Origin of the sequence: Sulfurisphaera ohwakuensis (genome assembly GCF_009729055.1) — an archaeon.
Taxonomy (GTDB): domain Archaea; phylum Thermoproteota; class Thermoprotei_A; order Sulfolobales; family Sulfolobaceae; genus Sulfurisphaera; species Sulfurisphaera ohwakuensis.
The window spans coordinates 2,213,141-2,237,681 of sequence record NZ_CP045484.1; the positions used below are offsets into that span (position 1 = coordinate 2,213,141).

25 protein-coding genes and 1 tRNA gene are annotated in these 24,541 nt (G+C 31.4%); 13 read left to right on the forward strand and 13 right to left on the reverse strand.

Annotated features, from left to right (window positions below; genetic code table 11):
• Positions 1 to 76: 76 nt before the first annotated feature.
• Positions 77 to 1,561: an ATP-dependent nuclease gene (locus D1869_RS12275; RefSeq protein ID WP_156015337.1), complete on the forward strand. Its 1,485-nt coding sequence runs from the start codon at positions 77 to 79 to the stop codon at positions 1,559 to 1,561.
• A 7-nt stretch (positions 1,562 to 1,568) separates the two neighbouring features.
• Positions 1,569 to 1,853: a TIGR00304 family membrane protein gene (locus tag D1869_RS12280; protein ID WP_156015338.1), complete on the forward strand. Its 285-nt coding sequence runs from the start codon at positions 1,569 to 1,571 to the stop codon at positions 1,851 to 1,853.
• Here D1869_RS12280 and D1869_RS12285 read toward each other — a convergent pair.
• Positions 1,837 to 3,105, reverse strand: coding sequence for a Glu/Leu/Phe/Val family dehydrogenase (locus tag D1869_RS12285; RefSeq protein WP_156015339.1), 1,269 nt, complete (start codon positions 3,103 to 3,105; stop codon positions 1,837 to 1,839). The genes D1869_RS12280 and D1869_RS12285 overlap by 17 nt on opposite strands.
• Before the next feature lie 77 nt (positions 3,106 to 3,182).
• A complete protein-coding gene (locus D1869_RS12290; RefSeq protein ID WP_156015340.1) occupies positions 3,183 to 4,490 on the reverse strand; it encodes a hypothetical protein in 1,308 nt (435 codons plus the stop codon).
• Between the two features lie 54 nt (positions 4,491 to 4,544).
• Between D1869_RS12290 and D1869_RS12295 the strand changes: the two genes are divergently transcribed.
• Positions 4,545 to 4,985, forward strand: coding sequence for an NUDIX hydrolase (locus D1869_RS12295; RefSeq protein ID WP_156015341.1), 441 nt, complete (start codon positions 4,545 to 4,547; stop codon positions 4,983 to 4,985).
• On the opposite strand, the gene cysS is transcribed toward D1869_RS12295, so the two are convergent.
• Genes cysS through D1869_RS12310 form a run of 3 tightly spaced genes read right to left on the reverse strand, consistent with a single transcriptional unit; the run spans position 4,966 to position 7,721 of the window.
• A complete protein-coding gene (gene cysS / locus D1869_RS12300) occupies positions 4,966 to 6,372 on the reverse strand; it encodes a cysteine--tRNA ligase (protein WP_184651019.1) in 1,407 nt (468 codons plus the stop codon). The genes D1869_RS12295 and cysS overlap by 20 nt on opposite strands.
• Positions 6,353 to 7,288 (reverse strand): bifunctional phosphoglucose/phosphomannose isomerase, encoded by a 936-nt coding sequence (locus D1869_RS12305; RefSeq protein ID WP_156015342.1) that lies wholly within the window; start codon positions 7,286 to 7,288, stop codon positions 6,353 to 6,355. The genes cysS and D1869_RS12305 overlap by 20 nt, the downstream gene beginning before the upstream one ends.
• Positions 7,281 to 7,721, reverse strand: coding sequence for a hypothetical protein (locus D1869_RS12310; protein WP_156015343.1), 441 nt, complete (start codon positions 7,719 to 7,721; stop codon positions 7,281 to 7,283). Before D1869_RS12310 ends, D1869_RS12305 begins: the two co-directional genes overlap by 8 nt.
• A 50-nt stretch (positions 7,722 to 7,771) precedes the next feature.
• Between D1869_RS12310 and D1869_RS12315 the strand changes: the two genes are divergently transcribed.
• From D1869_RS12315 to D1869_RS12340, 6 genes are all read left to right on the forward strand, one after another.
• Entirely contained in the window at positions 7,772 to 9,094 is a 1,323-nt protein-coding gene (locus tag D1869_RS12315) for an FAD-dependent oxidoreductase (protein WP_156015344.1), read from the forward strand.
• A gap of 66 nt (positions 9,095 to 9,160) precedes the next feature.
• Positions 9,161 to 10,261 carry a DNA double-strand break repair nuclease NurA gene (locus D1869_RS12320; RefSeq protein ID WP_156015345.1) on the forward strand — a complete coding sequence of 367 codons (1,101 nt, stop codon included), beginning with the start codon at positions 9,161 to 9,163 and terminating at the stop codon, positions 10,259 to 10,261.
• Positions 10,254 to 12,071 (forward strand): ATP-binding protein, encoded by a 1,818-nt coding sequence (locus D1869_RS12325; RefSeq protein ID WP_375781475.1) that lies wholly within the window; start codon positions 10,254 to 10,256, stop codon positions 12,069 to 12,071. The genes D1869_RS12320 and D1869_RS12325 overlap by 8 nt, the downstream gene beginning before the upstream one ends.
• A gap of 1 nt (position 12,072) precedes the next feature.
• Entirely contained in the window at positions 12,073 to 12,465 is a 393-nt protein-coding gene (locus tag D1869_RS12330) for a hypothetical protein (protein ID WP_156015347.1), read from the forward strand.
• Positions 12,443 to 13,381: an acyl-CoA thioesterase gene (locus D1869_RS12335; RefSeq protein ID WP_184651020.1), complete on the forward strand. Its 939-nt coding sequence runs from the start codon at positions 12,443 to 12,445 to the stop codon at positions 13,379 to 13,381. Before D1869_RS12330 ends, D1869_RS12335 begins: the two co-directional genes overlap by 23 nt.
• A gap of 115 nt (positions 13,382 to 13,496) precedes the next feature.
• On the forward strand, positions 13,497 to 14,486 hold the full coding sequence (locus tag D1869_RS12340; protein ID WP_156015349.1) for an alcohol dehydrogenase catalytic domain-containing protein: 990 nt from the start codon (positions 13,497 to 13,499) through the stop codon (positions 14,484 to 14,486).
• Positions 14,487 to 14,512: 26 nt separating this feature from the next.
• Here D1869_RS12340 and D1869_RS12345 read toward each other — a convergent pair whose 3' ends face one another.
• Together D1869_RS12345 and D1869_RS12350 are read right to left on the reverse strand one after the other, a co-directional pair.
• Positions 14,513 to 16,858 (reverse strand): hypothetical protein, encoded by a 2,346-nt coding sequence (locus D1869_RS12345; protein WP_156015350.1) that lies wholly within the window; start codon positions 16,856 to 16,858, stop codon positions 14,513 to 14,515.
• Positions 16,859 to 17,219: 361 nt separating this feature from the next.
• Positions 17,220 to 18,326, reverse strand: coding sequence for an MFS transporter (locus tag D1869_RS12350; protein WP_156015351.1), 1,107 nt, complete (start codon positions 18,324 to 18,326; stop codon positions 17,220 to 17,222).
• Between the two features lie 95 nt (positions 18,327 to 18,421).
• Between D1869_RS12350 and D1869_RS12355 the strand changes: the two genes are divergently transcribed.
• Positions 18,422 to 19,651, forward strand: coding sequence for an anion transporter (locus tag D1869_RS12355; RefSeq protein ID WP_156015352.1), 1,230 nt, complete (start codon positions 18,422 to 18,424; stop codon positions 19,649 to 19,651).
• Here the strand turns inward: D1869_RS12355 and D1869_RS12360 are convergent.
• The gene (locus D1869_RS12360) at positions 19,626 to 20,762 is read right to left on the reverse strand and encodes an acyl-CoA dehydrogenase family protein (RefSeq protein ID WP_156015353.1); all 1,137 of its coding nucleotides are present in this window, start codon (positions 20,760 to 20,762) and stop codon (positions 19,626 to 19,628) included. The genes D1869_RS12355 and D1869_RS12360 overlap by 26 nt on opposite strands.
• Before the next feature lie 213 nt (positions 20,763 to 20,975).
• Between D1869_RS12360 and D1869_RS12365 the strand changes: the two genes are divergently transcribed.
• On the forward strand, positions 20,976 to 21,647 hold the full coding sequence (locus tag D1869_RS12365) for an A24 family peptidase C-terminal domain-containing protein (RefSeq protein WP_184651022.1): 672 nt from the start codon (positions 20,976 to 20,978) through the stop codon (positions 21,645 to 21,647).
• Here D1869_RS12365 and D1869_RS12370 read toward each other — a convergent pair.
• A complete protein-coding gene (locus D1869_RS12370) occupies positions 21,644 to 21,928 on the reverse strand; it encodes a hypothetical protein (RefSeq protein WP_156015355.1) in 285 nt (94 codons plus the stop codon). The two genes, D1869_RS12365 and D1869_RS12370, sit on opposite strands and share 4 nt — an antisense overlap.
• Before the next feature lie 780 nt (positions 21,929 to 22,708).
• Here D1869_RS12370 and D1869_RS12375 point away from each other — a divergent pair.
• Positions 22,709 to 22,799 (forward strand) — tRNA-Arg (locus D1869_RS12375).
• A 25-nt stretch (positions 22,800 to 22,824) separates the two neighbouring features.
• The gene (locus D1869_RS12380) at positions 22,825 to 23,097 is read left to right on the forward strand and encodes a hypothetical protein (RefSeq protein WP_156015356.1); all 273 of its coding nucleotides are present in this window, start codon (positions 22,825 to 22,827) and stop codon (positions 23,095 to 23,097) included.
• A gap of 3 nt (positions 23,098 to 23,100) precedes the next feature.
• On the opposite strand, the gene D1869_RS12385 is transcribed toward D1869_RS12380, so the two are convergent.
• Genes D1869_RS12385 through D1869_RS12400 form a run of 4 tightly spaced genes read right to left on the reverse strand, consistent with a single transcriptional unit; the run spans position 23,101 to position 24,536 of the window.
• Positions 23,101 to 23,439, reverse strand: coding sequence for a transcription factor S (locus D1869_RS12385; RefSeq protein ID WP_156015357.1), 339 nt, complete (start codon positions 23,437 to 23,439; stop codon positions 23,101 to 23,103).
• A gap of 21 nt (positions 23,440 to 23,460) precedes the next feature.
• On the reverse strand, positions 23,461 to 23,709 hold the full coding sequence (locus tag D1869_RS12390) for a hypothetical protein (protein WP_156015358.1): 249 nt from the start codon (positions 23,707 to 23,709) through the stop codon (positions 23,461 to 23,463).
• On the reverse strand, positions 23,696 to 23,977 hold the full coding sequence (locus tag D1869_RS12395; protein WP_156015359.1) for a DNA-directed RNA polymerase subunit L: 282 nt from the start codon (positions 23,975 to 23,977) through the stop codon (positions 23,696 to 23,698). The genes D1869_RS12390 and D1869_RS12395 overlap by 14 nt, the downstream gene beginning before the upstream one ends.
• Complete coding sequence (locus D1869_RS12400) at positions 23,967 to 24,536, reverse strand: exosome complex RNA-binding protein Csl4 (RefSeq protein ID WP_156015360.1); 570 nt, start codon at positions 24,534 to 24,536, stop codon at positions 23,967 to 23,969. Before D1869_RS12400 ends, D1869_RS12395 begins: the two co-directional genes overlap by 11 nt.
• Between the last annotated feature and the right edge of the window lie 5 nt (positions 24,537 to 24,541).

The window sequence follows — 24,541 nt, forward strand, 5'->3', positions numbered from 1 at the left end:
TCATTATAGAACGACATAAAATAGTTAGTTAACGATTATATTATAGGATGGAGAAATATGCGTAGAGTGAGGAAAAGTGAAGATTATCAACTTCTACGTCGACAACTTTAGAAGTTTATCAAATATAAGGCTTGAAGATTTAGGTGGGTTAAACGTCATAGTTGGCTACAATGGTTACGGTAAGACTAATTTACTTACAGCAATATATCTCTTTATAAAGAATCTTAATGCTGGAATAGAGAAGAGAAGTATTGAAGATAGGGATCAAGAATATATGTTACTATGGAGAGACTATGATATCACGAAACCTATAACTATTGGTGGTATAATAGAATTTTCTGAAGAAGAAGTTCAGAGGTCAATTGGCAAATCTCAAAAGATTAAGGTTGAGGTTGTTAATAAGTTGAGATACAATAATAGATTTATTGAGTGGAGTTTAGAATCTTTTTCTGTAAATAATTCTCCGCCTACAAGAGATCAATTCGAAGAAGTAAAATCATTATTTTCTTTAGCTTCTCAATCAGTAGAATATGTTCCAATATTCGATCAGACATATTTTGATGCAATATTAAAGAAAATGATAGAAATGAATAGAAGCCCAATAAACATGAGAAGAAAATGGTATGATTTCGTCAATTTAATAGGAGAAGTAATACCAGAAATTAAAGGAATAGAGTTCTGGGATTCTGGCAAACTAGTTTTAAATATTCAAAACTTACCTATTTACATAGATTTAGCAGCTAGTGGTTTTCAAAGAGTTATTCTAATGTTATTTATTTTATGGCTTAGTGGTAGAAAGATCTTATTACTTGAGGAGCCAGAAGTAAATATGTATCCAACATTACAATCTAGAATAATGAAGCTTATAAAAGACTGGACAAATAATAGTGTTTTTCAAGTCTTCATAACTACTCATTCTCCTTACATAATTTCGTCTAATGTAGATAATTATATTATTATGAAGAAGAAGAATGGAGTTTCTTCGGCAATCAAAGTCACATTAGATGAACAATTAAGAACTATAACTGGAATTTTGAGAGTTAACTTAGGAGATGTTCTCTTTAATAGGCTTATTGTTTTAACTAGTGAATTAGCTGAACCATCAGTTATTTTAAATTGGCTTAGAAGAATAGGGATTTCTAACGACGAGTTAGGAATAGGAATATATAAGGTGAACAATGAGTTAGAACTGCAATTATGGTTAAAAATGCGTGAAATGTTAGGGTTAGATGTGATTTTCCTAGGCTTGTGTGATAAGATTGATATTAATTTAAAGGACTATTGTGTACCATTAGGGAGAGAAATAGAGAATTATTATACAAAAGGGAGATTGATCGATGTTATTAGAAAGTTCGGTGTTTATCCGGATGAAAAAGAGTTAAGAGACTTAACTAAAGAGGAAACCTATCGTTGGTTAGTTAATGTGTTTAAGAAGAGAGGAATTGATTATGATAAGATTAGAAATAGTATAGGTGAGCTAGTAACTATGTATGATGGTGTTGAGATGCCTAAAGAAATGGAGATACTTGCAAATAAAATTAAATCTTTAGAATCTATATAATAAAACTATGAGTGAGTTACTATTTGCTATTGGCTTGACTGCAATATTTTTGGGTCTCATATTAGTAATGGTAGGTCTCTTCTTAGAATTTACGAAGAGTGAAAAAAGAAGAGCAGAAGAGGAAGAAAATAGGCAAGGAGAACAAAGAAGCGAATATGGAGGAGTTATATTTATAGGACCTATTCCTATAGTTTTTGGAAGCAATAAAAAAATAGCAAAAACTATGTTAATTTTAGGTATAATAATATTTATTATCTTTTTAATACTTACTATTGTTATAACATACCTCTAGCTTTCATAGCATTTACTACTCTTTCAATTGAAATTGCCATTGCAGCTGTCCTTAGGTCTTGATCACCTAGTTTGTTATACTTTTGATATACTCCTTCAAATGCGTTTTCCATCCTTTGTATAATTAATTTTCTGGCTTCTTCTTCGCTCATTATTTCTCCCATTTTATTATTAGCCCATTCTACGTAACTTCCAACAACACCTCCAGCATTAGCTAAAATATCTGGAACTACTGGTATTCCTCTTTCTTTCATTATAGCATCTGCATCTGCAGTAAGAGGTCCATTAGCCCCTTCTACAATTAATTTAGTCTTTACTTTTGGTGCATTAAACTTGTTTATTACATTTTCTAAGGCTGCTGGGATAAGAATATCACATTCAGATATTAGTAATTCGTCATTTGTGACTTTCTTACCAGATGGGTAATTAATTACCGAACCAGTTGTTTCTTTTATTTCTATTATTTTTTGAACATCAATACCATTAGGATCTATCACACCACCTTTAGAATCGCTTACCCCAATTATTTTTGCACCCATTTCTTGCAAGAATTTTGCTGTATAAGTACCCACATTTCCAAATCCTTGGATTATTACTGTAGCACCTTCAATTCCACCTAAGAATTTTTTAGCTGAAGCTTTAGCTATTGTAGCTACACCAAGTCCAGTACTGTATATTCGTGCAGGTAATCCTCCCAGTTCTATAGGTTTACCAGTGAATACTGCAAAATCTGCTTTTCCAGTTATTTTTATGTACTCATCTAAATACCAGGCCATAATCTGTGGATTAGTATTTACATCTGGTGCTGGTATATCTATATCACTTCCAATATATTTATATAGTGCATCTACATATCTGCGGGATAATGCTTCTAACTCTTCTTTCGTTAGCTTTGAAGGATCGACCCTTATACCTCCTTTTCCACCGCCATAAGGTAGTTGAAGTAATGAGTTTTTCCATGTCATCATCATTGACAACGCTATAACTTCGTCTTGTGTAACATCTGGATGATATCTTACTCCACCTTTGTAAGGACCTAATGCACTGTTGTGTTGTGATCTCCATCCTACAAATGTTTTTACTTTACCATCAGCTCCTTTTATTTCGATTTTTACCTGGATTACTCTTTCTGGTGTTGATAAAACTTGTAAAACATCTTCTGTTAGGCCTAGGATTTCACCTACATGATATAACTTTTTAACTTGTTGATCATAAAGATTTGAGGTAAGGGTTTCTTGGACTGCTGAATTCATGATCTCGTTCTCTATATTCTCAATCTAAAAATTTTAACTTATCTATATACTTTACTTTAGTTGTTTTAACTTACAATTTATCTCTGTCTAAAAAGAATAATTATTGCAGAGACTATTACAGTAAACACTATCGCAATTATTAATCCTTCATTAAAGTTTACTAAAGAATAGGGTAAAGTCTTATATGTCGGAGAAGTAACATTTATATAATTCTGGTTTAAACTTACAAATTGATTTCCTAAATAATCTAATTTTATCGTATAGTTATGAAGTAGATTGCTATAGATAAGTTCTTCTAATAATATATGTGATTGTTGTGAGAAATACAAGTACACAGTAGTATTAGTACTTACATTTCTATAGAGCATTGCATTTACTATGCTTCCATTAACAAGTTTTATAGGGGTAGTATTTACATAATCAAATAATTTTCCATTCCAAGTAATTATAGTATCGTTAGAGGGCATAAATGTTAGAACTAGGTCATTAATTGGTTTAAAGTATAGTTCAAAATTTACATTTAATCCATAAAAGGTCTCTGGTTCAACAAGTTTTCCTTCATGTGGATAAAGTAAATAAACTATTTGCCCTACATAATTACCAGATATTAAAGGATAATATGCTTCAACATAGTTGCTGGCTTGTAAGGTCTTTGATGCGGAACTATATAAATATTCTATATATAGATAAGGCTGAGATAAATATGGATTTGTATTAGAGTTTAAAGTGATGTTAAATTCGTTATAATAATTTAATAAGCTCATAATTAACGTAGAGCCATTATATGTTGTAGAATAATTAGCTAAATACCCATTATAAAGTATTTCATATTCTTGGAAATACGATGAGTTATATACTATAAAGTAATTATACGCTGTAATATTTTTTCCATTTATAGTGTAGTTTTGGATTTTTGCGAAAAACATTACATATGTAGAACCTGTAACTAGAGCATATGTGTTGTTTAATAATAGGAATGGTAATATGTAAGGATATTTTACGTTCATTATATCTGTAAATAAGTTAATAGAATAATTACCTTGCTGCATAAAAGTAAAATTCTTTGTGAAATTCCCAGAAATAATGACATTAATTTTCGTCCCAGTAATATTGGTTACAGTGTAGTTTATTATATAAGAGGAAATTACTTTTTGTACTGTTGTTGGTTTTACTGTTGTTGTAGTTGTTTTATTAACTATACTTGACTGTGTTTCGTTAACTGTAATACTCTTTTCTAGTACTATTTTATATTCTAGATTTTTATAAATAGTTATGTTATTAATTACTTGAACATGATTATAGTTATTATATATGGTTGGCAGTGAATTAGTTATTATTAAAGGCAAGGGTAATATTAACAATAGGAGTAAAATACTTTTAATCATCTCATTTCTACGTAAACTAACTATATATTAACTTTTTTCCCATGTAAACTTTATATGGAATATCCTTTAGTAGCAGTAGGAGGGGTTATTTTCAATAAAGATAGAAAAGTTTTACTTGTTAAAAGAAAAAATCCACCAAATAAAGGTAGTTGGGCTATACCTGGGGGAAAAGTAAAATATGGTGAAACATTAGAAGAAGCTGTCAAGAGAGAGATTAAAGAAGAGACAAACTTAAATGTAAAGGTAAAGGAGTTATTAGCTATAGTTGAAATAATTAAGGAAGGTTTTCATTATATTATTCTAGATTTTATATGTGAAAATATTGAAGGAGAACTTATGGCAAATAGTGATGCAGAAGATGCTAGATTTTTCTCCTTTGATGAATTAATAAACATAGCGGTTAGTCCTACTACTATAGAAATGTTAAAAAGATATTTTGATGGCGAAAAAACGCCAATTATAATAACGGAAAGATCTACTCAAATCTCCAAGTAGATTTGTCTTTACTATCTAATACCTTTACTCCAGCGTTAGCCAAAATAGCTCTTATTTGATCGCTTAAATCGTACATTTTTTTCATTCTGAGCTGATTTCTTATTTCCACTACTGCATCTATCACTTTACTTAACATCTCATATGTAGGATAAAATTCTTCATCCATTACACCGAACACGTAGTTGAATTGTCTAAGTGCATCGAATGCTAACATTGCTGACATAAAGTCTCTACTATACTGTATTTTTCCGAAAACTAGGCTAACAATTTCATGAATATATGATAATGCTTTTGCCGTGTCAAAATCTTCACTCATGGCAGCATGAAAACCTTTGATTAATTCTATGATATTTCTTTGTATTTGTATATCCTCGTCTTTTGAATAGTACTTAGGACCTTCTTTAATAATATCTCTGATTATACTAATTGCATCTTTTAGTCTTGTTAGGGCATTTCTCGCTTGATCTAACGAGTCCTCATTAAAATCAAGACTACTTCTATAATGTGATGAAAGATACCAATATCGTAATACTGAGGGTCCCCATTTCTTTAATGCTTCATTAAGTGGAATTATGTTTCCTAGAGACTTACTCATCTTTTCTTTCTTTATAGTAAGATAAGATACATGAACCCAATATTTTACCCATTGTTTTCCTAGTAAAGCCTCACTTTGTGCTCTTTCATTTTCATGATGGGGAAAAATAAGATCTATTCCTCCACCATGAATATCAAATTCTTCACCTAAATATCTCATTGACATTGTTGAACATTCTATATGCCAACCTGGTCTTCCTTTTCCCCACGGAGATTCCCAGTAGGGTTCTCCAGGTTTCCAAGCTTTCCATAACGCAAAATCGTAAGGATTTTTCTTTTCTTTAACAAATTCCTCTCCTTGATTCCATTCTTCTTTTTTAGTCCCAGAAAGTAATCCATAAGAAGGAAATGAATCAACATCAAAATATACGCTACCGCTCTTTGCTACATACGCATGTCCTTTATCTATCAATTTTTGTATGAAATTTATAATTTCCTTAATGTGATAGGTTACTCTAGGGTGTTGGTCTATTTCGATCTTTAATTGAGTTAATGCATTAAGGTAGTCTTTTGTGTAAAAATCTACAATTTCTGTCCAATCTTTACCTGTTTCTTGTGCTTTCTTTATTATCTTATCATCTATATCTGTAATATTTTGAACTCTAATAACGTTATATCCTCTTAATCTTAGATATCTAACCATTGCGTCAAAGGATACAAATGTTCTACCGTGTCCTATATGAAGGTAATCATATACTGTTGGACCACATACATACATTTTGACAGTTTGCGGTTCTACGGTCTCTAATGGTTGAATTTTTCTTCCTAACGTATTATAAATTCTGATTTGCATTAATATCACCCTCAAACAACTTAAAGGTTTTTTCCCTTATTTTTGGTATTATATTAAGTTGTTCAGGTTTAACTCCTAATAACATTGCTAGCTTAACTGATGTAAGTCCGGCTAATAGTGTTAAGCTAGCAATGTTCTTTAAAATTGATTGATATAATGGATATATCTTATATGCGTTAATTAAATTCGCAGACTCTTCATCAAGTTTGTCTGAAACTATAACAATCGGATAAAAAGTATAGGGAGAAGGATACGAATACAATTCTATTTCATTATGATTTGCTTCTGGTAACTCATTATAAAATGCAGGATATTTCGCATTTTCATTAATTTCTTGTTTAAATCTTTCGGCTATTGGAAGAAAAGTTGATGAATAAATTATCGGTATTTTACCAATAATTTGGGAAGCTAAAATCCCAGAAATTTCATTTAACTTAGAATAATCTTTAGTTCCCTCTACTAATTCGTTTACATTATAATTCGTCCCTAGACCTTCGTTAATTATTCTAATAAGATAAGTAAAAATATAGGGGAATACAAATCTGGTTTGTAAACCTTTAGGAAGTTTTATTACCGGTAAATTGTATTTGATTGCTATTTCTTCAATTTTTCCGCCAGATGTTATTACTATAGCTTTTCTAGTTTTTTTTAGAGAAGTTAATAATGCAAATATTGTTTCTGTAGTATTTCCAGAATAGCTAACTGCAATAACTGTACTCTTTTCATTTACCTTTACCTTATAACCTCTAAATAATTGGTATTTAACTGGCAGTTCTAATATTTCTAGTATCCTTCCAGGTATTCCGCTTCCTCCTATTCCTAAATAAACGAGTTCCTCAATCTTTTCTATAATAGGTATATTTGTGTTTAAGGCCTCTTGAAAAAAAATAATCCAATTCTCATATGGATTATTCACTTTTAATCACCATAGATATATTAATCGATGGTGGATTAGAAGAAATTGATGCAGTTATACTCTCTATCCCAATTTTCTTTAAATTAGGTCTTAATTGCAACAAAGAAGAGGAAACATAAAGAGATATTATAGATAAATATTCCTCAAAAAGACTAGATATTCTACTGTTAACTAGAGTAGAATAATTTGTGGGTTGTAATAAGAATAGTAAGGAAACATTTATTCTCTCTACAAGAATTAAGAAGTTCGAAATAGCTTCATTCCAATTTTGTGACTTTATGGAATTTTCAAGTTTATCAAATATTTCTAACTGTTTTTTACTTTCTGCCTTTAAAAATTTTAATATTTCAGCCTCATTAAAACTTAAGCCAGCTTCACTTATAGTTTCAAGTTTTTTTATTAAATCCTCAAATAGATTTCTTGTTGTCTCCATAAAAGAATCTTATTAATACTATATAAAAAGGTCTTCTCTTAATTTAATGTATGGAAACTTTAGTAGTAGTAGGTGGCGGAGCTGCTGGAATGAGTGCTTCTTCAAGAGTTAGGAGATTAAAGCCAGACATGGAAATTGTTGTATTTGAATCAACAAAAATGGTTAGTCATGCACCTTGTGGAATTCCTTATTTCGTTGAAGGATTATTTAATGACGAGAATCTTTTTATGACTTATACTCCACAATTTTTTGAAGAAAAGAGAAAAATTCATGTAAAAACTAATACGAAAGTAACAGATATTGATTTTGATTCCCGGATAGTATATGGGGAATCTAGAGAAGGAAAAATCAAAGCTGAATATGATTATTTAGTTATTAGTACGGGAGCTATACCTAGAAAAATTCCAGTTGAAGACGGAAATGATAGGATTTTTTATGCACATCATCCGGCTAATGCAGTAGAATTAAGAGAGAGACTTTGGTCTTTAAATACTATCGCAATAGTAGGAGGTGGAATATTAGGTATAGAAATGACGGAGGCACTAACTCATATAGGCAAAAAGGTAATTTTGATTCACAGGAGTAAGTATTTGCTAAATAAGACTATAGACACTGAACTGGGAAATATAATAACTCAAAGAGTTTCTAAAGATGCAGAAGTTAGGCTCAATGAGAGCGTTGAGACTATAAAGGAAGGAGGTAGGTTAGTAGTAACAGATAAGGGAAAGTACCAGGTAGATGGTACTATAATAGCAATAGGAGTCTCGCCAAATGTTGAACTTGTAAAAGATAAAATAAAACTAGGAGAGACTGGAGCTATAAAAGTTGATGATCACATGAAGACTAACTATAGGGAAGTTTATTCAGCTGGTGATAACACTGAATCAGTAAATATAATAACTAAAAAACCCGCATGGGTTCCTTTTGCACCAGTAGCTAATAAGATGGGTTATGTGGCTGGAAGTAATATAGGCGGTCATGAAATGAGATTCCCAGGAGTTGTGAATACCCAAATTACTAAGTATAAAGAATTTTATATAGGACGAGTGGGTTTACAAGAAGATGAGGCAAGGCTTCACGGATTTAAACCTATATCAGCAACTATAAGTGGGAAGACTAGAGCAAGATATTATCCTGATGCTAAAGATATTCATGTAAAGATTATAGCTGATGAAAATACGAAGAGAATTTTAGGTGCTCAAATCGTTGGTGGTGAAGAGGTACTAGGACGAATAGATATGATGGCTGCAGCGATAATGAAAGGCTTTACCATAGAAGATACATTCTTCATTGAGATGGGTTACTTACCAGCAATTAGTAGAGTTTGGGATCCAGTAATTGTAGCAATTAGACAACTTATGAAAGATGAGTAAGAAGAGGTAATACCTATTGGTATTACGCCATATTTAAATATTTCTCTCGATATTTTTATATGAAAGATGACTGAAAATAAGGGATTATTTGTATTACTTGATGAGATTATTCAAAAATATGTTAAAGATTATTTTACTGTTATAGTCAAAAATGATGAAAACCAAGAGAAAGACAAAGCTATCTTAGGTGTAAAAGACAAAGAAATTGTTACGGAAATCGATGTAACAAGAAGGGAAAATGAGGTTATTTATGCAGTTGATGGAAGTAGTCGAAGTCTAATATCAGCTGGCGGAATAATTTCTATAAATACTCTGGCAATATCTTCATCAACCTATCCCATAATAGGAGTTTATCCTTCCCTTTTCGGATTGCCTTCTTTACCTATAAAAAAGCCCTTTATAGGACTAGCTTCTTCTAACCCTATAAAGGGTAAAATCGAGCCATTCTTGTATTCTTCTAATTCCTTTTTTACTTCAGTTTCTCTCACTGGTGAACCATTTTTATCTATACAGGAACCAGAAAGAATAGAAACAGAACTGAGAAGTATTCTTGAGACAGAAGGACTTAAAATTACTAAGGATAAAGGATTAACAGTAATAGATGGTCCTTTATTTCCTTCACATATTTACTTGCCAGAAAAAGTAAGAGAGTATATAGTCAAGGAGAGAATAAAAGTTTTAGATGAAAAATATGTGGGAATAGTAAAAAGGCTTGACAAATCTAATCTCTTAGTTAATACTCTAAAAGATAGTGAGGAGTTTATATCCAGATATAAAATAAACCCTAGGAGTTTTTTATCTGATGAAGCTTTTCTATTTCAGTTGGTTAGGTTCAATTATAATCCTCCTTATCCAATTATATCAGTAGGTCCACTTATAAGGGAAATTGATAAAATAAGATACTATGTAAATTATTTAGTAATCCCATATCATAAATATTTACCTAAATTTTCGATATTAAGAATAGAGTCGTTAAATAAAAACGCACCAGCTATTGTTGCCTCTTTACCATTTTCTAATGATGGAATTCCTAAAATATTATCTATAGCAGATAAAACGGCTAAAGAGCTTTCTAGTGGTATAATAAAATATATTCTATATTCTATTGATAGAATAGGGCTCCAAGAAAGTTTTAAGAACAAGTTTGAGGTGTATGATCTTGTCTGAGGACTTTATATCTTCTGTAAAAGATAGGATGGAAAAAGCTAAAGCTTTAGCTATAACGCTAGGAACTATCATAGGTAGAGTAGCAAAATATATTCCAAATAGAATTGATGAGGAAAATAATATTGTAAATGTAATCCTAGATGCTCAGACATACTATAAGTATCCATTTCTAGGAAGAATAGGAATTCTTTTAGGAGCTATTGACATTAAAACCCTTTATTTTATTCTTTTGAGAGTAGTTGGTTATGAGCGAAGTGACGTATCATCATTATTATTTTCAGATTCGCCCTTACTCTCAGTAAATGAGACAAATGATGAAGAACCAGGTTCATTAGTATCGAATGTTGTAATTAAGTGTGAAATGCTGACTAAAATAAACGTCCTTGAATCTACAGAACCAGAAGCAGCAGATATAATAATTGAACCACAATCGCCTGTGATTTTACCTAACCCAGATATAATAGAAAGAGCTTTAGATACTAATAGAGGTCTTCTTAGGCTAGGCTTTCTTGATTCTCCAGAAAATAAAATCAAAGTTAGTATTAGCCTGGATGATCTCAATTACCATATGTTAATTTTAGGTACTACTGGTGCTGGAAAAACATCCTTTGTAAAGGATCTAATAGCTGGAATATATAAAGTCGCGGAGGACACAAAAGTTTTTGTATTTGATGCAACTGGTGATTATTATCATATCTTTTTGCCTCCAGATAAGAGTAATAAGTTAGTAAATGAAAGTCTTTCTATGTTTGAGAATCTGTATTCTAAAATTAATGGTATAAAATTGGGGATCATATATCCTGTTTCTAAGAAATGGTTAAAGAAATATACAGATGGAAAAAAGGATTTATTATCTATAACTTCTTCATACTATAAGCTGTATGTAGAGCCAATTATAAATTATCTTAAAAGGAAAGGCTTTAACTTTTATATATCCGTTAATCCTGGAAATATTGTTATTAGTAATAGTGAATGGAAAGCAGAAACTTATATCTTCCCTTTTTATTTTAGATTTAACGATGTAAAGAAATTAATACATAGATTAAATCCATATTTTTCTGAGCAAGCAACTCAGTTTCTCAAGATATTGATAAAGAAAAAAGGAAGTGAATTCAACTCGCTAGATGATTTAATAGAAGCTATGAACACTGATGATATAGAGAAGCTGAGTATACATAAAAGTACAAAGGAAAACATCATACGAGGTTTATATTTATTAAAAGAAACTGGATTATTTGATGTAGGCGTGAAAAAAGAGCCCTTGAAGAAAATATTATATGATTCTAATAAGCTATTGGTTCTAGATTTATATAATAGTGAGTTAGATGATTTTTCCCAGAAAATAATATCATATTATTTTCTAGATAAGATATTTGAACTAAGAGAGCTTGATATGAAAAAAGGAGCTCTTAAGGACAGGCTAGTCCTCATTATTGATGAGGCTCATAAATTTTTCCCATCAGGTAAGGGTAGTGAAGAGGATGCAAACTATGTTAAAAGAGTAGCAGGAAAAATATCAACAATGATGAGACTTGGAAGAAGGAGAAGAGTGGGTTTTATTTTCTCTACACACAATCCCAATGATCTTTCTGATATAATTGTACAATTAGCAAATACTAAGGTAATTTTTAGAATTAAGCCTGAGGTAGCTGAAAATTTAGGATTATCAAGAAGTGATGCGAAAATTTTAAGCTGGGAAAAAAATGGTGTTGCATATTTATTATCTCCATGGTTAAGAGAGGGAAAAATTAAAATAAGAGTTCCAGTACCACCTCCATTAGGGCATTACGATTTATCCAAGGCTGGTTAAGATGAGTGAATTAGCAGTTTCGTTAAGAAAAATGAAAAGTAAAGGAGATAAAGAAAGTGTTTTACAGTTCTTAAGGGAGATAATGAAATTAATTCCTCCTTCAGATGATTTTGGTATCTCCCTATCAAAAAAAGGAGTTCATGAATATGTTCTAGATAGGAATGGGGTTGTAGTTATTTCATTGTCAGAAGATGAATTTTTACCTTTTTTCTCAGCTAATCATAAAAGAATAGAGCTAGATAAAATACCCGATGATGTATTGAGAGATATAAAAGTTAACTGGAAAAATATACTAGATCAATTGAGAGATTATGCATTAGAGTACTCTAAATTAGATAAAAAATATTTAAAAGTAGCCGACGAAATAAATGGTGTCTTATTTGAGAATCTCTAATACGAGAGTAACAACAAAAAGGCTCATTCATTATGAAAATACCAATTTCTTAGGCAGATTACACGGTGGAGATATGTTAAATTTTCTTGTAGATACTGGAATGATTTCAGCAATGAAAGTGGCTAGAGGTTTAGCTGTAATAGCCTCAATTGACGATGTTGTATTTAAAAAACCCATAATGTTAGGTGATATAATAGATATAGAGGCTGAAGTGGATTACGTAGGCAATACTTCAATGGAAGTATCTATGAGGGCTATTAAGGGAGATGAAGTGTTAGTAGAAGCTTTTGCTACATATGTTAAGGTTGATGAATTTCTAAGACCAACTATTGTAGAGAATAAAGTTTATGCAGAAAGTAATGAAGAGTTAGAAAGGTATAATAAAGCGTTAAAAAGAAGGCAAGAAAGGGCAGAAAATATTAAGGATAGAATAAGAAAAAGATATGATACCTCAGATCCTACATATGGATTAAGATATAGAACTGAGTCAACGTATTTTGTAACTCCAGATATGACTTATGACGGAAGAATAATTTCAGCTGGAAAATTACTTAAATTAATGGACGACATTGGTGGTGCATTATGCCTTAATTACATCTCAGAAGAAGGTGCAGTAGTTACAGTCTCTATTAATAGTACTAGCTTTTATACTCCCATAAGGCTCTCAGATATCATTAAAATAAGAGCTGGAATTTCTTATATAGGGAGTACTTCTTTTGAAGTGATACTAAATGTGATAAGATTAGATCCTAGAAATTTCGTAGAAGAACATGTAACTACAGCATATTTTAATTATGTAAGAATAGATAAATCTGGAAGGCCAACTAAAGTAAAAGAGTATACTCCGATAACGGAAAGAGAGAAGCAAGTATACCAAGAAGCAATAGAAAGGCGTAAAAAATTTCTTAAATCTTAATCCTACTTTCTAATGGTATATCTACTTTCATTAAGATTGTTATTTATAAATCAAAGAAAATTAGCTTTACTTAAGTTAAGTTAGATTTATACTAATATATACATAAATGATTATGATGAAAGCCTTAATTTTTGAGAAATCGGGAATTGAAAACCTAAAAATATCTGATATAAAAGAACCAACTTTAGGTCCTCATGATGTTCTCGTAAAAGTAAAAATGGCTGGTGTTAATCCTATTGATTATTTTGTAGTTAATTTTATACCAGTAACTCCTATGCCTCATATCCCTGGTGCAGAAATATACGGAGAAGTCGTTAAAGTAGGGGATCACGTAAAAAGTGTAAATATTGGCGATAAAGTTGTGGTCTATAATAGAGTATTTGATGGAAAGTGTGATATGTGTTTACAAGGTATGGAACAGTTATGTAGAAATGGTGGAATAATTAGTATAATAACTAATGGTGGTTTTTCTGAATATTTTTCTGTTTCAGAACATAATCTTGTAAAAGTTGAAGGGATTAATGATGAGATATCTGCAAGTTTACCAGTAGCCGCATTAACCGCTTATCATGCGTTAAACACTGTGCAAGTATTTAGTAAAACTGTAGTGGTTTTTGGTGCTAGTGGAAATACAGGACAATTTGCAGTTCAGTTTGCTAAAATGATGGGAGGATATGTTATTGCAGTAAGTAACAAAAGCTGGATTAAGGAATTTGGTGCTGATGAAGTAGTCAGTTATGATAAGGTGGAGGAAAAAGTGAAAGAACTGACTAATGGAAGAATGGCAGATATAGTTATAAATTCAGTAGGCTCATCCGTTTGGGATAAAAGCCTATCAGTTCTAGGGTTAAATGGAAAGCTCTTGTTCTTTGGAGGTATAACGGGTAGTAATGTAAGTTTAGATTTAGGAGCAATTTATGGAAAACATGCCAGTCTAATAGGAACTACTGGAGGTAATAGAAAAGAGTTAGTAGAATTAGCCTCTATGGCTAAGAAATTGAAAGTAAAAGTATGGAAAGTAAGAAAACTGGAAGATGGAAAAGAAGCCTTACAAGATTTATTTAATAAGAATAGAGATGGAAGAATATTAATAAAAATTGAATAAAAATAAATTTTTTGTTTTTATTCTTATTATTCCCAATAACCAATAGTAGAAGAGGTAGTGGTTGATGATGAAGTTGTTGTTGATGTTGTTGTCGAAGTAGAAGTTATAGCAGGCATTGTTAGTATCCATGGTACTGGTCTAAAGAATGTTAAGTTCACTACTATTCCATTTCCGATTATTATTGGATCTTTAAATACATATCCACTTGATAACCAGGTCCACATAGTGGTTGATTGTGAATCTGATGTTATTACAACTGTTATCCACGGCTGTGTAGAGTATAATTTAGTAGTTACTTGCCCATTAATCGCATAAGCAAAACCTAATATTGGGGTTTGGCCATTTGGTGCATTGGGTAGATTGTTTAATTGATAATAGATAATTGAGAAGTTATATGTCTTTAATGTTACATTAGATGTTGTGTTTACTATATATGACCCAGGTTTAATTATAGTTATAATATTTCCTGCGAATACTACTCCTCCTTCAGTGCCATTTATCTGATAAGTATATGCAACTACTGGATTCATACCGTATACTGGGCTTACTGATACACTTGTTGGCATGGGTGGTTGGCCTACTGGTGTTTGTGAGGCTTCAAATATCCATATTACTGGTTTAAAGAATTGAATGTTTGCAATTACTCCGTCTCCATATATCCAGTGGTCAGCAAATTTGTAGCTTCCACCAACATATACTGTTCCATTAAATGTTCCTCCAAACCATGTCCATGAGGTCCATGTATCAGTTGCTCCTAATACTATAGTAATTGCAGGTGATGGTGCCTTCGTGGCAGTAACTAATTCCCACGCTGGTGTTATTTGCCCATTAATTGCAAATGCAAAAGCGTATAATGGTGTGTAAGACGTATTAGGCGGTGCGTATACCCCCTCCATACTAAATGTTATTACAGAGAAATTGTACAATGATAATGTCTGATTTGTCATTGTATTGTAAGCATAAGTACCAGGTTCTATTGTGACAATTATATTACCATCAGCTATCACAGCACCTTTTGTTGCATTAACTGTTACAGTGCTTTCACTATTTACTATAAAGGTTGCTGGTCCTAATGGATAATAAACTGTGTCTGAAGCTATTGGGACCATTTGTACATTCCATACTTGCTTAACTATTTGCCACATGCTACTAGTTGAGTTATATACAAAGTAAGTAGTTACTATTGCGTGCATATCATAGATTGCTGGGAATCCAGGTTGACCTTGATTTACGAATCCAAATATAACTGTATCATTAACTGTTAATGTAGCATTAGCTCCAGATGGTGATAAATTAATTTGTACTGTGGGCGGTACTGCTGTTCCATTTGGTAATAGATTTTGTAAGTATTCTAGAACAAATATAAAGTAACTATCCCATGTACTAAAGAAGTTCTCTATATTTGATAATCCTTGATAAGTTCCAGCCTTTAATCCTGGTGGTAAAGTACCATTAATTATGAGCGTTGCTGATGGTGAGAAGTATGTTGCTATAACGTTTGGTGGAAATTCTGCACCTAGAGCGTTTATCTCATATAAGTATTCTTCTAATACTTGGTTAGACTGTAACATATGTTGTGATGGGTAGCCTGCTATTACTGTTGATGGCGGGACTTCGTTTCCTTTCCACATTAGGCTTGTAATATATGGAACTCCATGTATGTATTGTACTATGATTGTATTAGATGCATTAAACACTTGTAGATATACGGGATCATTAGTTGGCGCTACAAAATACTGTACTACATCAGTTATTTCGTATGTATTATTACCTAATGCTGTAACTGTAGGTAATGCGGTAGTATAGAAGTATACAGTTTCATATGTAGAGAAGAAGTCAGATAACCAAGTAGAGTTAAATGATGAGAGTGAATAAGTTCCAGGGAATGGTACACCTTCTATTGTTGCTGTAAAGTTTGGTGCTAAGAACGGAGTAACATCATTTGGATTCTCGATTGCGATACCATCATAAAACAGCATTACAACATCTAATGCTGCACCTTCTTTTCCAGAAGTTGTTTTAGCTGATTGTAATTGAGCTTCTAACTCGCTTATATTATGTTCAGCCTCCATATATAACGTTTGGTACATGCTAAGTAATGATTCGTTTCCTTTCAAGTATGTTAAAAGTGTATTATACATTGCTTCTAGTGCAGTATAGTTCTTAGATAATTGGGAATATTTTGATTGTAGTGACATGTATTGATTGCTGAGGTTCATATAACTAGAGGAAAGTGAAGATAGCGAAGAATATGAGGATTGAAGTGCTGAGTATTTCCCAGATATAGTTGAATATTCATAAAAACCTATTGCTGCAACTATAAGTAGTATTACAACTACTACAGCAAATATTATGTTTGAAATTCCCTTCATTTTAGGTCAAAATTACATCATATTTTACTATTTTTAAACTTTTACCCAAAATTACAGTGTATGCGATGTTAACGCCTAGTTGTGAATTTGATAAGTCATAGTATCTATATTAGAAAATATGTGGATTAAATAAGATATCGAGTATCTTGAAGATTTATGGATTTAATAAATAGTATGGTGCAATTGATATACACGATCTTACTAAAAATAATTTATGTTAAACTATGGCTTTTTTACGCAAAGTTATTAGAAGGAATATAAGTGGACATGATACCGTCATTTATATACTTATATGGCGTTATCTCGTTTTTGTTAAAATGTAAATAAAAATTTCCAAAAGTATTAAAAGCTAATAACTATTCTAGATTTTTATATTCAATCTCTTATTTAAGAAGTCTAGCCATAAGAAAAAGGATAAGGAGAAGCCAAAGAACCCCATAAAGTAAGCTTGTGAAATATTGTTATTTGAAACTAATGCGGTTAATGCACTACCTCCAGCTGAGGCGAAGCTTTCACCAGCGTTAAAAATGCCTAGAATTGCTCCTCTATTTTTCTGAAGATTTTTAAATATAAGTGAGAAGAATGACGTGCTGTATAGAGGATATAGTGAGCCAAAGGTTATAAAAGGCATAAATATAGAATCTGAAATATTAATTTTTAAAAATGTTATTAGACCCATAAATATCATTATAATACCTCTTAAACTCATAACTAGAAAACTGTAGTAGATTTCATTTCCTTTTATAATTTTTATTGATTTGTTATACATGAATTCATTTATTATATATAGAAATGTATAACTTAAGAAATAGATATACTTAGGGATTCTAAACAAGGTGAGTGTAGGTATATATGTTACATAAAATATCTCGGCTGATAAATTAAACATAGAGAATGAAATCAAAGCTTCATATAGATCTTTTATTGCTTTGTTTTTCTCTTTCTTGTCCTCTCTAATTTCACCTTTATATCTCGGTACAAATATAATATTAAGTACTAAAGCGACTAGAAATAAAATGAACATTATTCTAAAATCAGAAATTAACGCTCCTAACAAACTTCCTATTATATTCCCCGCTAAGGAGAGTTGCGAAAGTCTCACATTTCCTAATACAGTTTTTTCAGCTTCTAATTGTTCTAAAAGTAAGACAGAATATAATGGTCCATCAAGTGCTGAGAAAAAACCTAAAATTGTATATCCTATTACTCCTAAACTCGTTTTAAGTATTAAGTAAGATATCATCATTCCAACACTAGGTAATAATATGAAGAAGGAATATCTTTCTTCGCTTTTGTCTATTATGATGCCCCAAATATAAGATCCGATACCATTAGCTATGTTATTTAGTGTTATGCTTAACCCTAATAATACCATAGAATGTGTATTCTGATATAGAGAAATAGGATAAAGTAGTGATAGCATCGTTAAACCTGCTATAATAAATGTTTGTCCTACGAAATACTTCACAAAAATTTAGCTTATAAGTAAGGGTTATAAGGGAAATTGCTCTTTAGCGTTTAATTTTCAGATACTCTTTTTAGTTCTTCACAGTTACTTATCTTGTGTATTTGGTTGCCTTAATTATTGCAATTATAGTTTATGGTATGATTGCTTTTAGAGGTTTAACAAAAATACCTCCTTGGACTTCTATGTTTTTTGGTGGTGTTTTGATGATAATTTTCGGTGTTATTGATGTTAACCAGGCTCTTGAATCGATTAATCTCGATGTAATTCTCTTTCTTATCACTCTCTTTATTTTCTCATCATCACTTGAAGTATCTGGTTTTCTTAGATATTTAGCTTATTTGATTATAAATAAATATAAGGAAAGTAAGAAAATAATGTTTTATATTCTACTATATTCTGGGTTCTTATCAAATCTGGTTACTAATGATGGTGTTTCTGCTAGTTGGACTCCAGTTATATTGGAGGTTTCAAGATATATGAACGTAGATGAAATGCCATACTTATATTCTCTAGCTTTCGGCGTAACAATAGGAAGTGTAATGATGCCTACTGGAAATCCACAAAATCTTCTTATAGCTCTTGAGGGAAACTTAAAAGAACCTTTTGTTTCATTCCTAGAATTTTTGGCTATTCCTACTATTCTTAATTTGTTTTTATCATATTATGTTATGTTACTTCTCTTTAAGAATAGATTAGAAAGTGTAAAAATAGATGATATTAAAATAGATGTAAAAATAAATAAACGTCTAGCTTATTCTTCTTTGCTTCTTCTTTTTATAACTGTGATATTATTCTTTATTTTAAGTTTTATTAGAATTGATATCCTACTAGCATCTCTTACAACTTCATCAATTCTTCTTCTAATAAATAGAGAAAGGAGAGAAATAATGAGTAAGATTGACTGGTCAACAATATTATTTTTTGTAGGTCTCTTTATCTTTACTGAAGGTCTTTATAAAGGCGGTATAATTGAATTAATATATCAAATTTTACCTCCACCTACTAATGTTCTTCTTATTATGATCTCTAGTATCTTATTAAGTCAGATTTTAAGCAATGTCCCGTTAGTAGCAATATATATTCCAGAAATGATACACCTAGGGGCAACTTCTACTATTGATTGGATTGCATTAGCCGCGGGAAGTACAATAGCGGGTAACTTTACATTAATTGGTGCAGCAAGTAATGTAATTATATCTGAAGCTTCAGAAAGCAGAGGAGGAAAAAGTTTTAGTTTCTTTGAATTCATGAAATATTCAATACCAGTTTTAGTAGTTAACTTCGCTATCCTCTACATCTTTATTTCTTTGGTTGGAATAATCTAGATACTGCTACCAATTGCATTTCATTTGTTCCTTCAGCTATTTCCATAATCTTTGCATCTCTATATAGTCTTTCAACTTTAGAACCTCTGTTTAATCCATGTCCACCGAAAATATGTAATGCAAGTCTAGTTACTTCTGTTGCTGTTACAGCAGCATAATATTTAGCCATAGACGCTTCTGTAGTCGCTTCGTAACCATTATCAAATAATTGGGCAGCTCTCCATGTGAGTAATCTAGCTGCTTCAACTTTTATGTAAGCATCAGCTAAGTTAAAGGAAATCCATTCTTGTTCTATTAATGCTTTACCAAATTGCTTTCTTGATTGTGCTCTCGAAATAGCTTCCTCAAGAGCACCTCTCGCAATTCCTACTGCAATTCCAGCATAACCGTTTCTACTAACCATTAAAGCTTTTAATGCTCCTCTGTAAGCATCACCTTCTTTACCTATTATACTATCCTTTGGGATTCTCACATTGTTAAATTTAACATAAGATACTCCTGCACCTCTAATCCCCATTAAATCAAGTTTATGTATTTCTATTCCGGGCAATTTAGAGTCTATAAGTAGGAGTGAAATACCTTGTCTATCTCCTGGATTTCCACTAGTTCTTGCTAAGACAACCATTTTAGTAGAGAAAGATGCTGCGCTAGTGAATATTTTCTCACCATTTAAAACTAATTCACTTCCATCTGGTTTTGCTGTAGTTTGTAAAGCTCCTAAATCAGAACCTGCTTGTGGCTCTGTTAATGCAACTGCATAAACTTCTTTTGCTTTTATTCCTTTCTCTATCCATTCTTGTGCCGAATCTCCACCTACGGAGACTAATAGCTGTAATGCGTTTTGTTGTGTATGTAAAGAATGTGATGCTCCCCCACTTTCAGCTCCTAATTCTTCTGTTGCTATTGCAAAAGCCATTTCGCCTAATCCTAATCCTCCGTATTTTGTTGGTTGCTTCATTCCTAGTAATCCCATTTCTCCTAGATCTTTTACTATCTTATCTCCTCCATCATTTGTTTCATCCATTTGTTTTGCGTATTCTCTTACAGTTTTCTGAGCATATTCTCTAATTTTTGCTCTATATTCTTCTAATTCCTTACTTAGTGAGAACATCATGTATAAATTGTATAAGCAATATTAAATTTTGCAGTTCGTAGTAATACGAGAGAGTAAGAAATTTAAGTCAAAGTTAAAAATTTAAGTTAAGGGGTATCTAGCCCTCAGACAACCCCGTAGTGGGTAGAGTGAGGAGGGCTTCCTGCCGTGTAATGGGTGCATAGATCCTTGGAGCTGGTTTATATAATTCAAATATTACTAACAAGCATAATGCTTATTCATACATCATTTTTAGATCTAAAAACTAGAGAGATTGATCTTAAAATTTGGTTAATTTACTCTCCCCTTGTTATATTATTCATTTTTGAATATCATAACTTATCACTTTTTCTATATTTATACTCAGTAATAACTACTAATCTTCTTATATTGATTTTTTATTGGCTATCCTTGATGGGGGGTGCAGATTTATTTCTGTCACTTATTTTATCATTTAGCAATGCTTCTGTAAGACCGCTTTTTTACTCTGAATTATCTATTATAGGTTTAGAACCATTAACTATTTTGTTATATTCTTCAATCTTTATTTTCCTCTCTGGTTTATTTAATTTTGTAAAAAATTATAAGTATACATATAATTATCCACTTACTACCAGGATTGTATTAGCCTTATCTGGAAGGAGAATTACAGTAAGAGAATTTCTGAATTCTAAATTTCTTTTTCCGTTAACTCAAATTGATGAGAAGAATGGTGTAATTACTTTAAGAACTACTTTTTCCGTAGAAGAGGACGATGCCGAGTGGAGGAAAAAATTTAAGGAGTATGTAGAAAAAGGTCTAATAAAAGAAGATGATTATATATGGGTTATGTGGGGGGTTCCAGTTATACCCTTTATTACTTTAGGTTATTTCATAAGTTTAATCGTCGGTCTTCCAATCTAAATTCTTAAAATGTAATATAAAATTATAAGACCCAAAAGACTAAGAGTTGCTATTGCCATTGACGGATAAGCATACATAGGATTATCATATGAGGACCACATCATAAATGCAGAGAATATAACTAATTCCTCTAATACCAGAATTGCACCTAGAAAAGACAAAGCAATAGTCAACTTTGTCTTACTGAATTTTCTTACTTGGAAAAGCTCAAATGCTATTAAACCAGCAATAATTATAGATATTATTGCTATAGTGATGTTAACGAGCCATATGTGTATCATATATATTTTAACCTTAACCCGTATCTTTTAAATTTTTGCCAAGATCAATAGATAAAGTGAAACATTATCTTATAATACTCTTAATTTATTTTCTCTTTCAACTAGCTCTTAAGGTATTATGAGTATTACATAAATTTATTATTATTACTTTATATATTGAGATAGCATTGTTTAGTTTATAGTTAAGTACGACAATATACATATTTAATCTTATATATCTTTGGGTGAAATAACTTTCATAGTTTATCTAATTCTGTACTTTGGTAAGACCTTAAAGGACAGCATTTTAATAATCAATAACTTATGCCAAAATATCGCATGAGCTGAATAAGGCTTAGCTAGAAGCAAGGGGAAGAGAGTATAAATGATGCTGTAAAGTACGTGAAGGATAGAATGAATATAAATTACACAGAAACCTTGCATATGTTAGGAGAAGACCTTGTCCTTTAAAATCTCAGAAAGTATAATATCTCGTTACATTTGTACGTTGCGTTAAAAATGCATAAGAAAGATCCTCTTACTAACTGGAAATTTCTTTTTATTAATGACATAATTAGGAAATTAAATTAAAATATTTATTAATTAATGAACAAGTATTATGATTTTTATGGTAATGGAATTTTCTTAAACTATTATTCTAAATTAACCTTAAACATTTTTATTATAGAATATATTATAAATTTTCTATATTGAAGCCGATTAGTTATCCCATAATGAGATTTTATATTAACTCTTTTTAAAGCGAAAAATCTTTAAGTCAGTATAAGAGTTAGAATCTGTGGACCCGTAGCTCAGCCAGGATAGAGCGCCGGCCTTCTATGTGAAGGCCGAAGTGAGCCGGTGGTCCCGGGTTCAAATCCCGGCGGGTCCGCTATACTTTTTAATAGGTGTTTATAATGCCGTGGGTATCTGCTAAATCTGCTGATAGGCTAGTATATATGCAAATAGTTAAACTACCTTTTGGTAAAAGGCTAAGAGTTGAGAGTTTTAAGGGGGATAGATGGATTGAGATTGTAAAAATTGATGAAAATAATTATAAAATAATAGAACATGGGTTTAATAATAATGTCTATAATGTAACGGAGAATGATTTGAAACGTATTTTAAAAGAATTGTTTGGGGTTGAATTTCCGAGGAGTCATCAACTTAGAATAGTAATTACATCATAATAGTTATTCATATTCTCTCCAAACTTTGCCACATTTTGTACATTTATAAAATCTTGTTGGTGGCTCATCTGCTCTTCTAGTTTGCAGTATCCAAAAGTATGCCTCGTCATTTCCACAAGCTGGACAAGTAACTCCTTTAGTTATTTGTGCTCCAGCTGGCGGAGCATCTCCGTCTACTACTAAAGTCTTTTCCTTTATTGAGTGTTTTACTACTGTTTTAATTTTCATTGATCCAGATGATGTGCTTTCCTCTTCATAACCACATTTTGGGCATTTATATACTGTTTTCCCGTTATCTTTCTTAGGAACCATTATTGAACCACATTTTGGGCAGAATTTCATTTAAACCACCAATAGCTATATCTACCTAATTAATAGTTTATTTAGTTTTCGTTCAATTTTTTCTAATATACTCTTACAATATTCTTCTTTCTCTTTATCACTACTAATATCTTTAACCTCTCCAACTATACTAGAATTATAGAATTTCTCTCTTACAGCTTTTTCTTCTAGTTCAAAAAATATCTTTTCAAGAAATTTTCCTCTAAAAACACATATAGCATATAATTTATCTGATTTTGCAATAACTGCTAATCTGCTACCTTTTTTCAATACTTTTCACTTCTTCGATGAACTTGTTTGTGTCTTCTTCAGCAAGGTCTATTGCTTTAACAAGAGCTTCTTTTGGAGATATACTACCGTCTGTCATTATTTTTAGTATTATACTGTCAATTAATGGGTGTGGCTTAGAATATGAAGCAAATTTTACTCCTGGGACTTTTAATAAATAACCTTTTAGTAAGTTTCCTATAGTATGCTCTTCTCCGTCTATTTGTAATTCTAGGTAGTTTTCCCCTGAACGTAATATCTTAATTTCCACCTTTCTTCACCGTAACCAATGCTAATTTTCTTGTCTCAATATTACCACAGTTTGGACACCTTAAATGTTCTTCGTCTTTTTTAATCATTTTTGTACCACAAATAGAACATTTAGCAAAAACTACGCCTAAATCCTTCTGTTTTATTGTTAAAGGAAGAGGTATGCTGAAATTTAATGCTTTTGCTCTTACAACATCTCCTACTTTTAATGCTTCAGTAATACTATTAAGATATTTATTACTAATTTGAGAAATATGAATATACGCTGTAATAGGTACACTTATAATTTTGTCTTCTATCGAATAAATACTTACTAGTGCAGAATCCTCTTTCATTCCATTAACTATTCCTAGGACGTATTTAGCTTTCTTTATAGATAATAATCCAGGCTTTTTAAAACTTATAGAATTAGTTTTTCTGTTTATCATGTCATAAAACGCTTTACCGACTACGCTAGCATAAACTCTTCCTTCATACTCATAAGTTCCCTCACCGGCCATGAACTCTTCGATAACACTTAATTCGTCACCCGGTAGTAGTAATTCTCCTTGCTTTTTCATTTAAT

Bases quoted from the DNA above. Each gene is read 5' to 3' on its own strand.
- D1869_RS12280 (WP_156015338.1), top strand. From the start codon at position 1,569: ATGAGTGAGTTACTATTTGCTATTGGCTTGACTGCAATATTTTTGGGT.
- D1869_RS12285 (WP_156015339.1), bottom strand. From the start codon at position 3,105: ATGAATTCAGCAGTCCAAGAAACCCTTACCTCAAATCTTTATGATCAA.
- D1869_RS12290 (WP_156015340.1), bottom strand. From the start codon at position 4,490: ATGATTAAAAGTATTTTACTCCTATTGTTAATATTACCCTTGCCTTTA.
- D1869_RS12295 (WP_156015341.1), top strand. From the start codon at position 4,545: ATGGAATATCCTTTAGTAGCAGTAGGAGGGGTTATTTTCAATAAAGAT.
- cysS (WP_184651019.1), bottom strand. From the start codon at position 6,372: ATGCAAATCAGAATTTATAATACGTTAGGAAGAAAAATTCAACCATTA.
- D1869_RS12310 (WP_156015343.1), bottom strand. From the start codon at position 7,721: ATGGAGACAACAAGAAATCTATTTGAGGATTTAATAAAAAAACTTGAA.
- D1869_RS12315 (WP_156015344.1), top strand. From the start codon at position 7,772: ATGGAAACTTTAGTAGTAGTAGGTGGCGGAGCTGCTGGAATGAGTGCT.
- D1869_RS12320 (WP_156015345.1), top strand. From the start codon at position 9,161: ATGACTGAAAATAAGGGATTATTTGTATTACTTGATGAGATTATTCAA.
- D1869_RS12330 (WP_156015347.1), top strand. From the start codon at position 12,073: ATGAGTGAATTAGCAGTTTCGTTAAGAAAAATGAAAAGTAAAGGAGAT.
- D1869_RS12340 (WP_156015349.1), top strand. From the start codon at position 13,497: ATGAAAGCCTTAATTTTTGAGAAATCGGGAATTGAAAACCTAAAAATA.
- D1869_RS12345 (WP_156015350.1), bottom strand. From the start codon at position 16,858: ATGAAGGGAATTTCAAACATAATATTTGCTGTAGTAGTTGTAATACTA.
- D1869_RS12360 (WP_156015353.1), bottom strand. From the start codon at position 20,762: ATGTTCTCACTAAGTAAGGAATTAGAAGAATATAGAGCAAAAATTAGA.
- D1869_RS12365 (WP_184651022.1), top strand. From the start codon at position 20,976: ATGCTTATTCATACATCATTTTTAGATCTAAAAACTAGAGAGATTGAT.
- D1869_RS12370 (WP_156015355.1), bottom strand. From the start codon at position 21,928: ATGATACACATATGGCTCGTTAACATCACTATAGCAATAATATCTATA.
- D1869_RS12380 (WP_156015356.1), top strand. From the start codon at position 22,825: ATGCCGTGGGTATCTGCTAAATCTGCTGATAGGCTAGTATATATGCAA.
- D1869_RS12385 (WP_156015357.1), bottom strand. From the start codon at position 23,439: ATGAAATTCTGCCCAAAATGTGGTTCAATAATGGTTCCTAAGAAAGAT.
- D1869_RS12400 (WP_156015360.1), bottom strand. From the start codon at position 24,536: ATGAAAAAGCAAGGAGAATTACTACTACCGGGTGACGAATTAAGTGTT.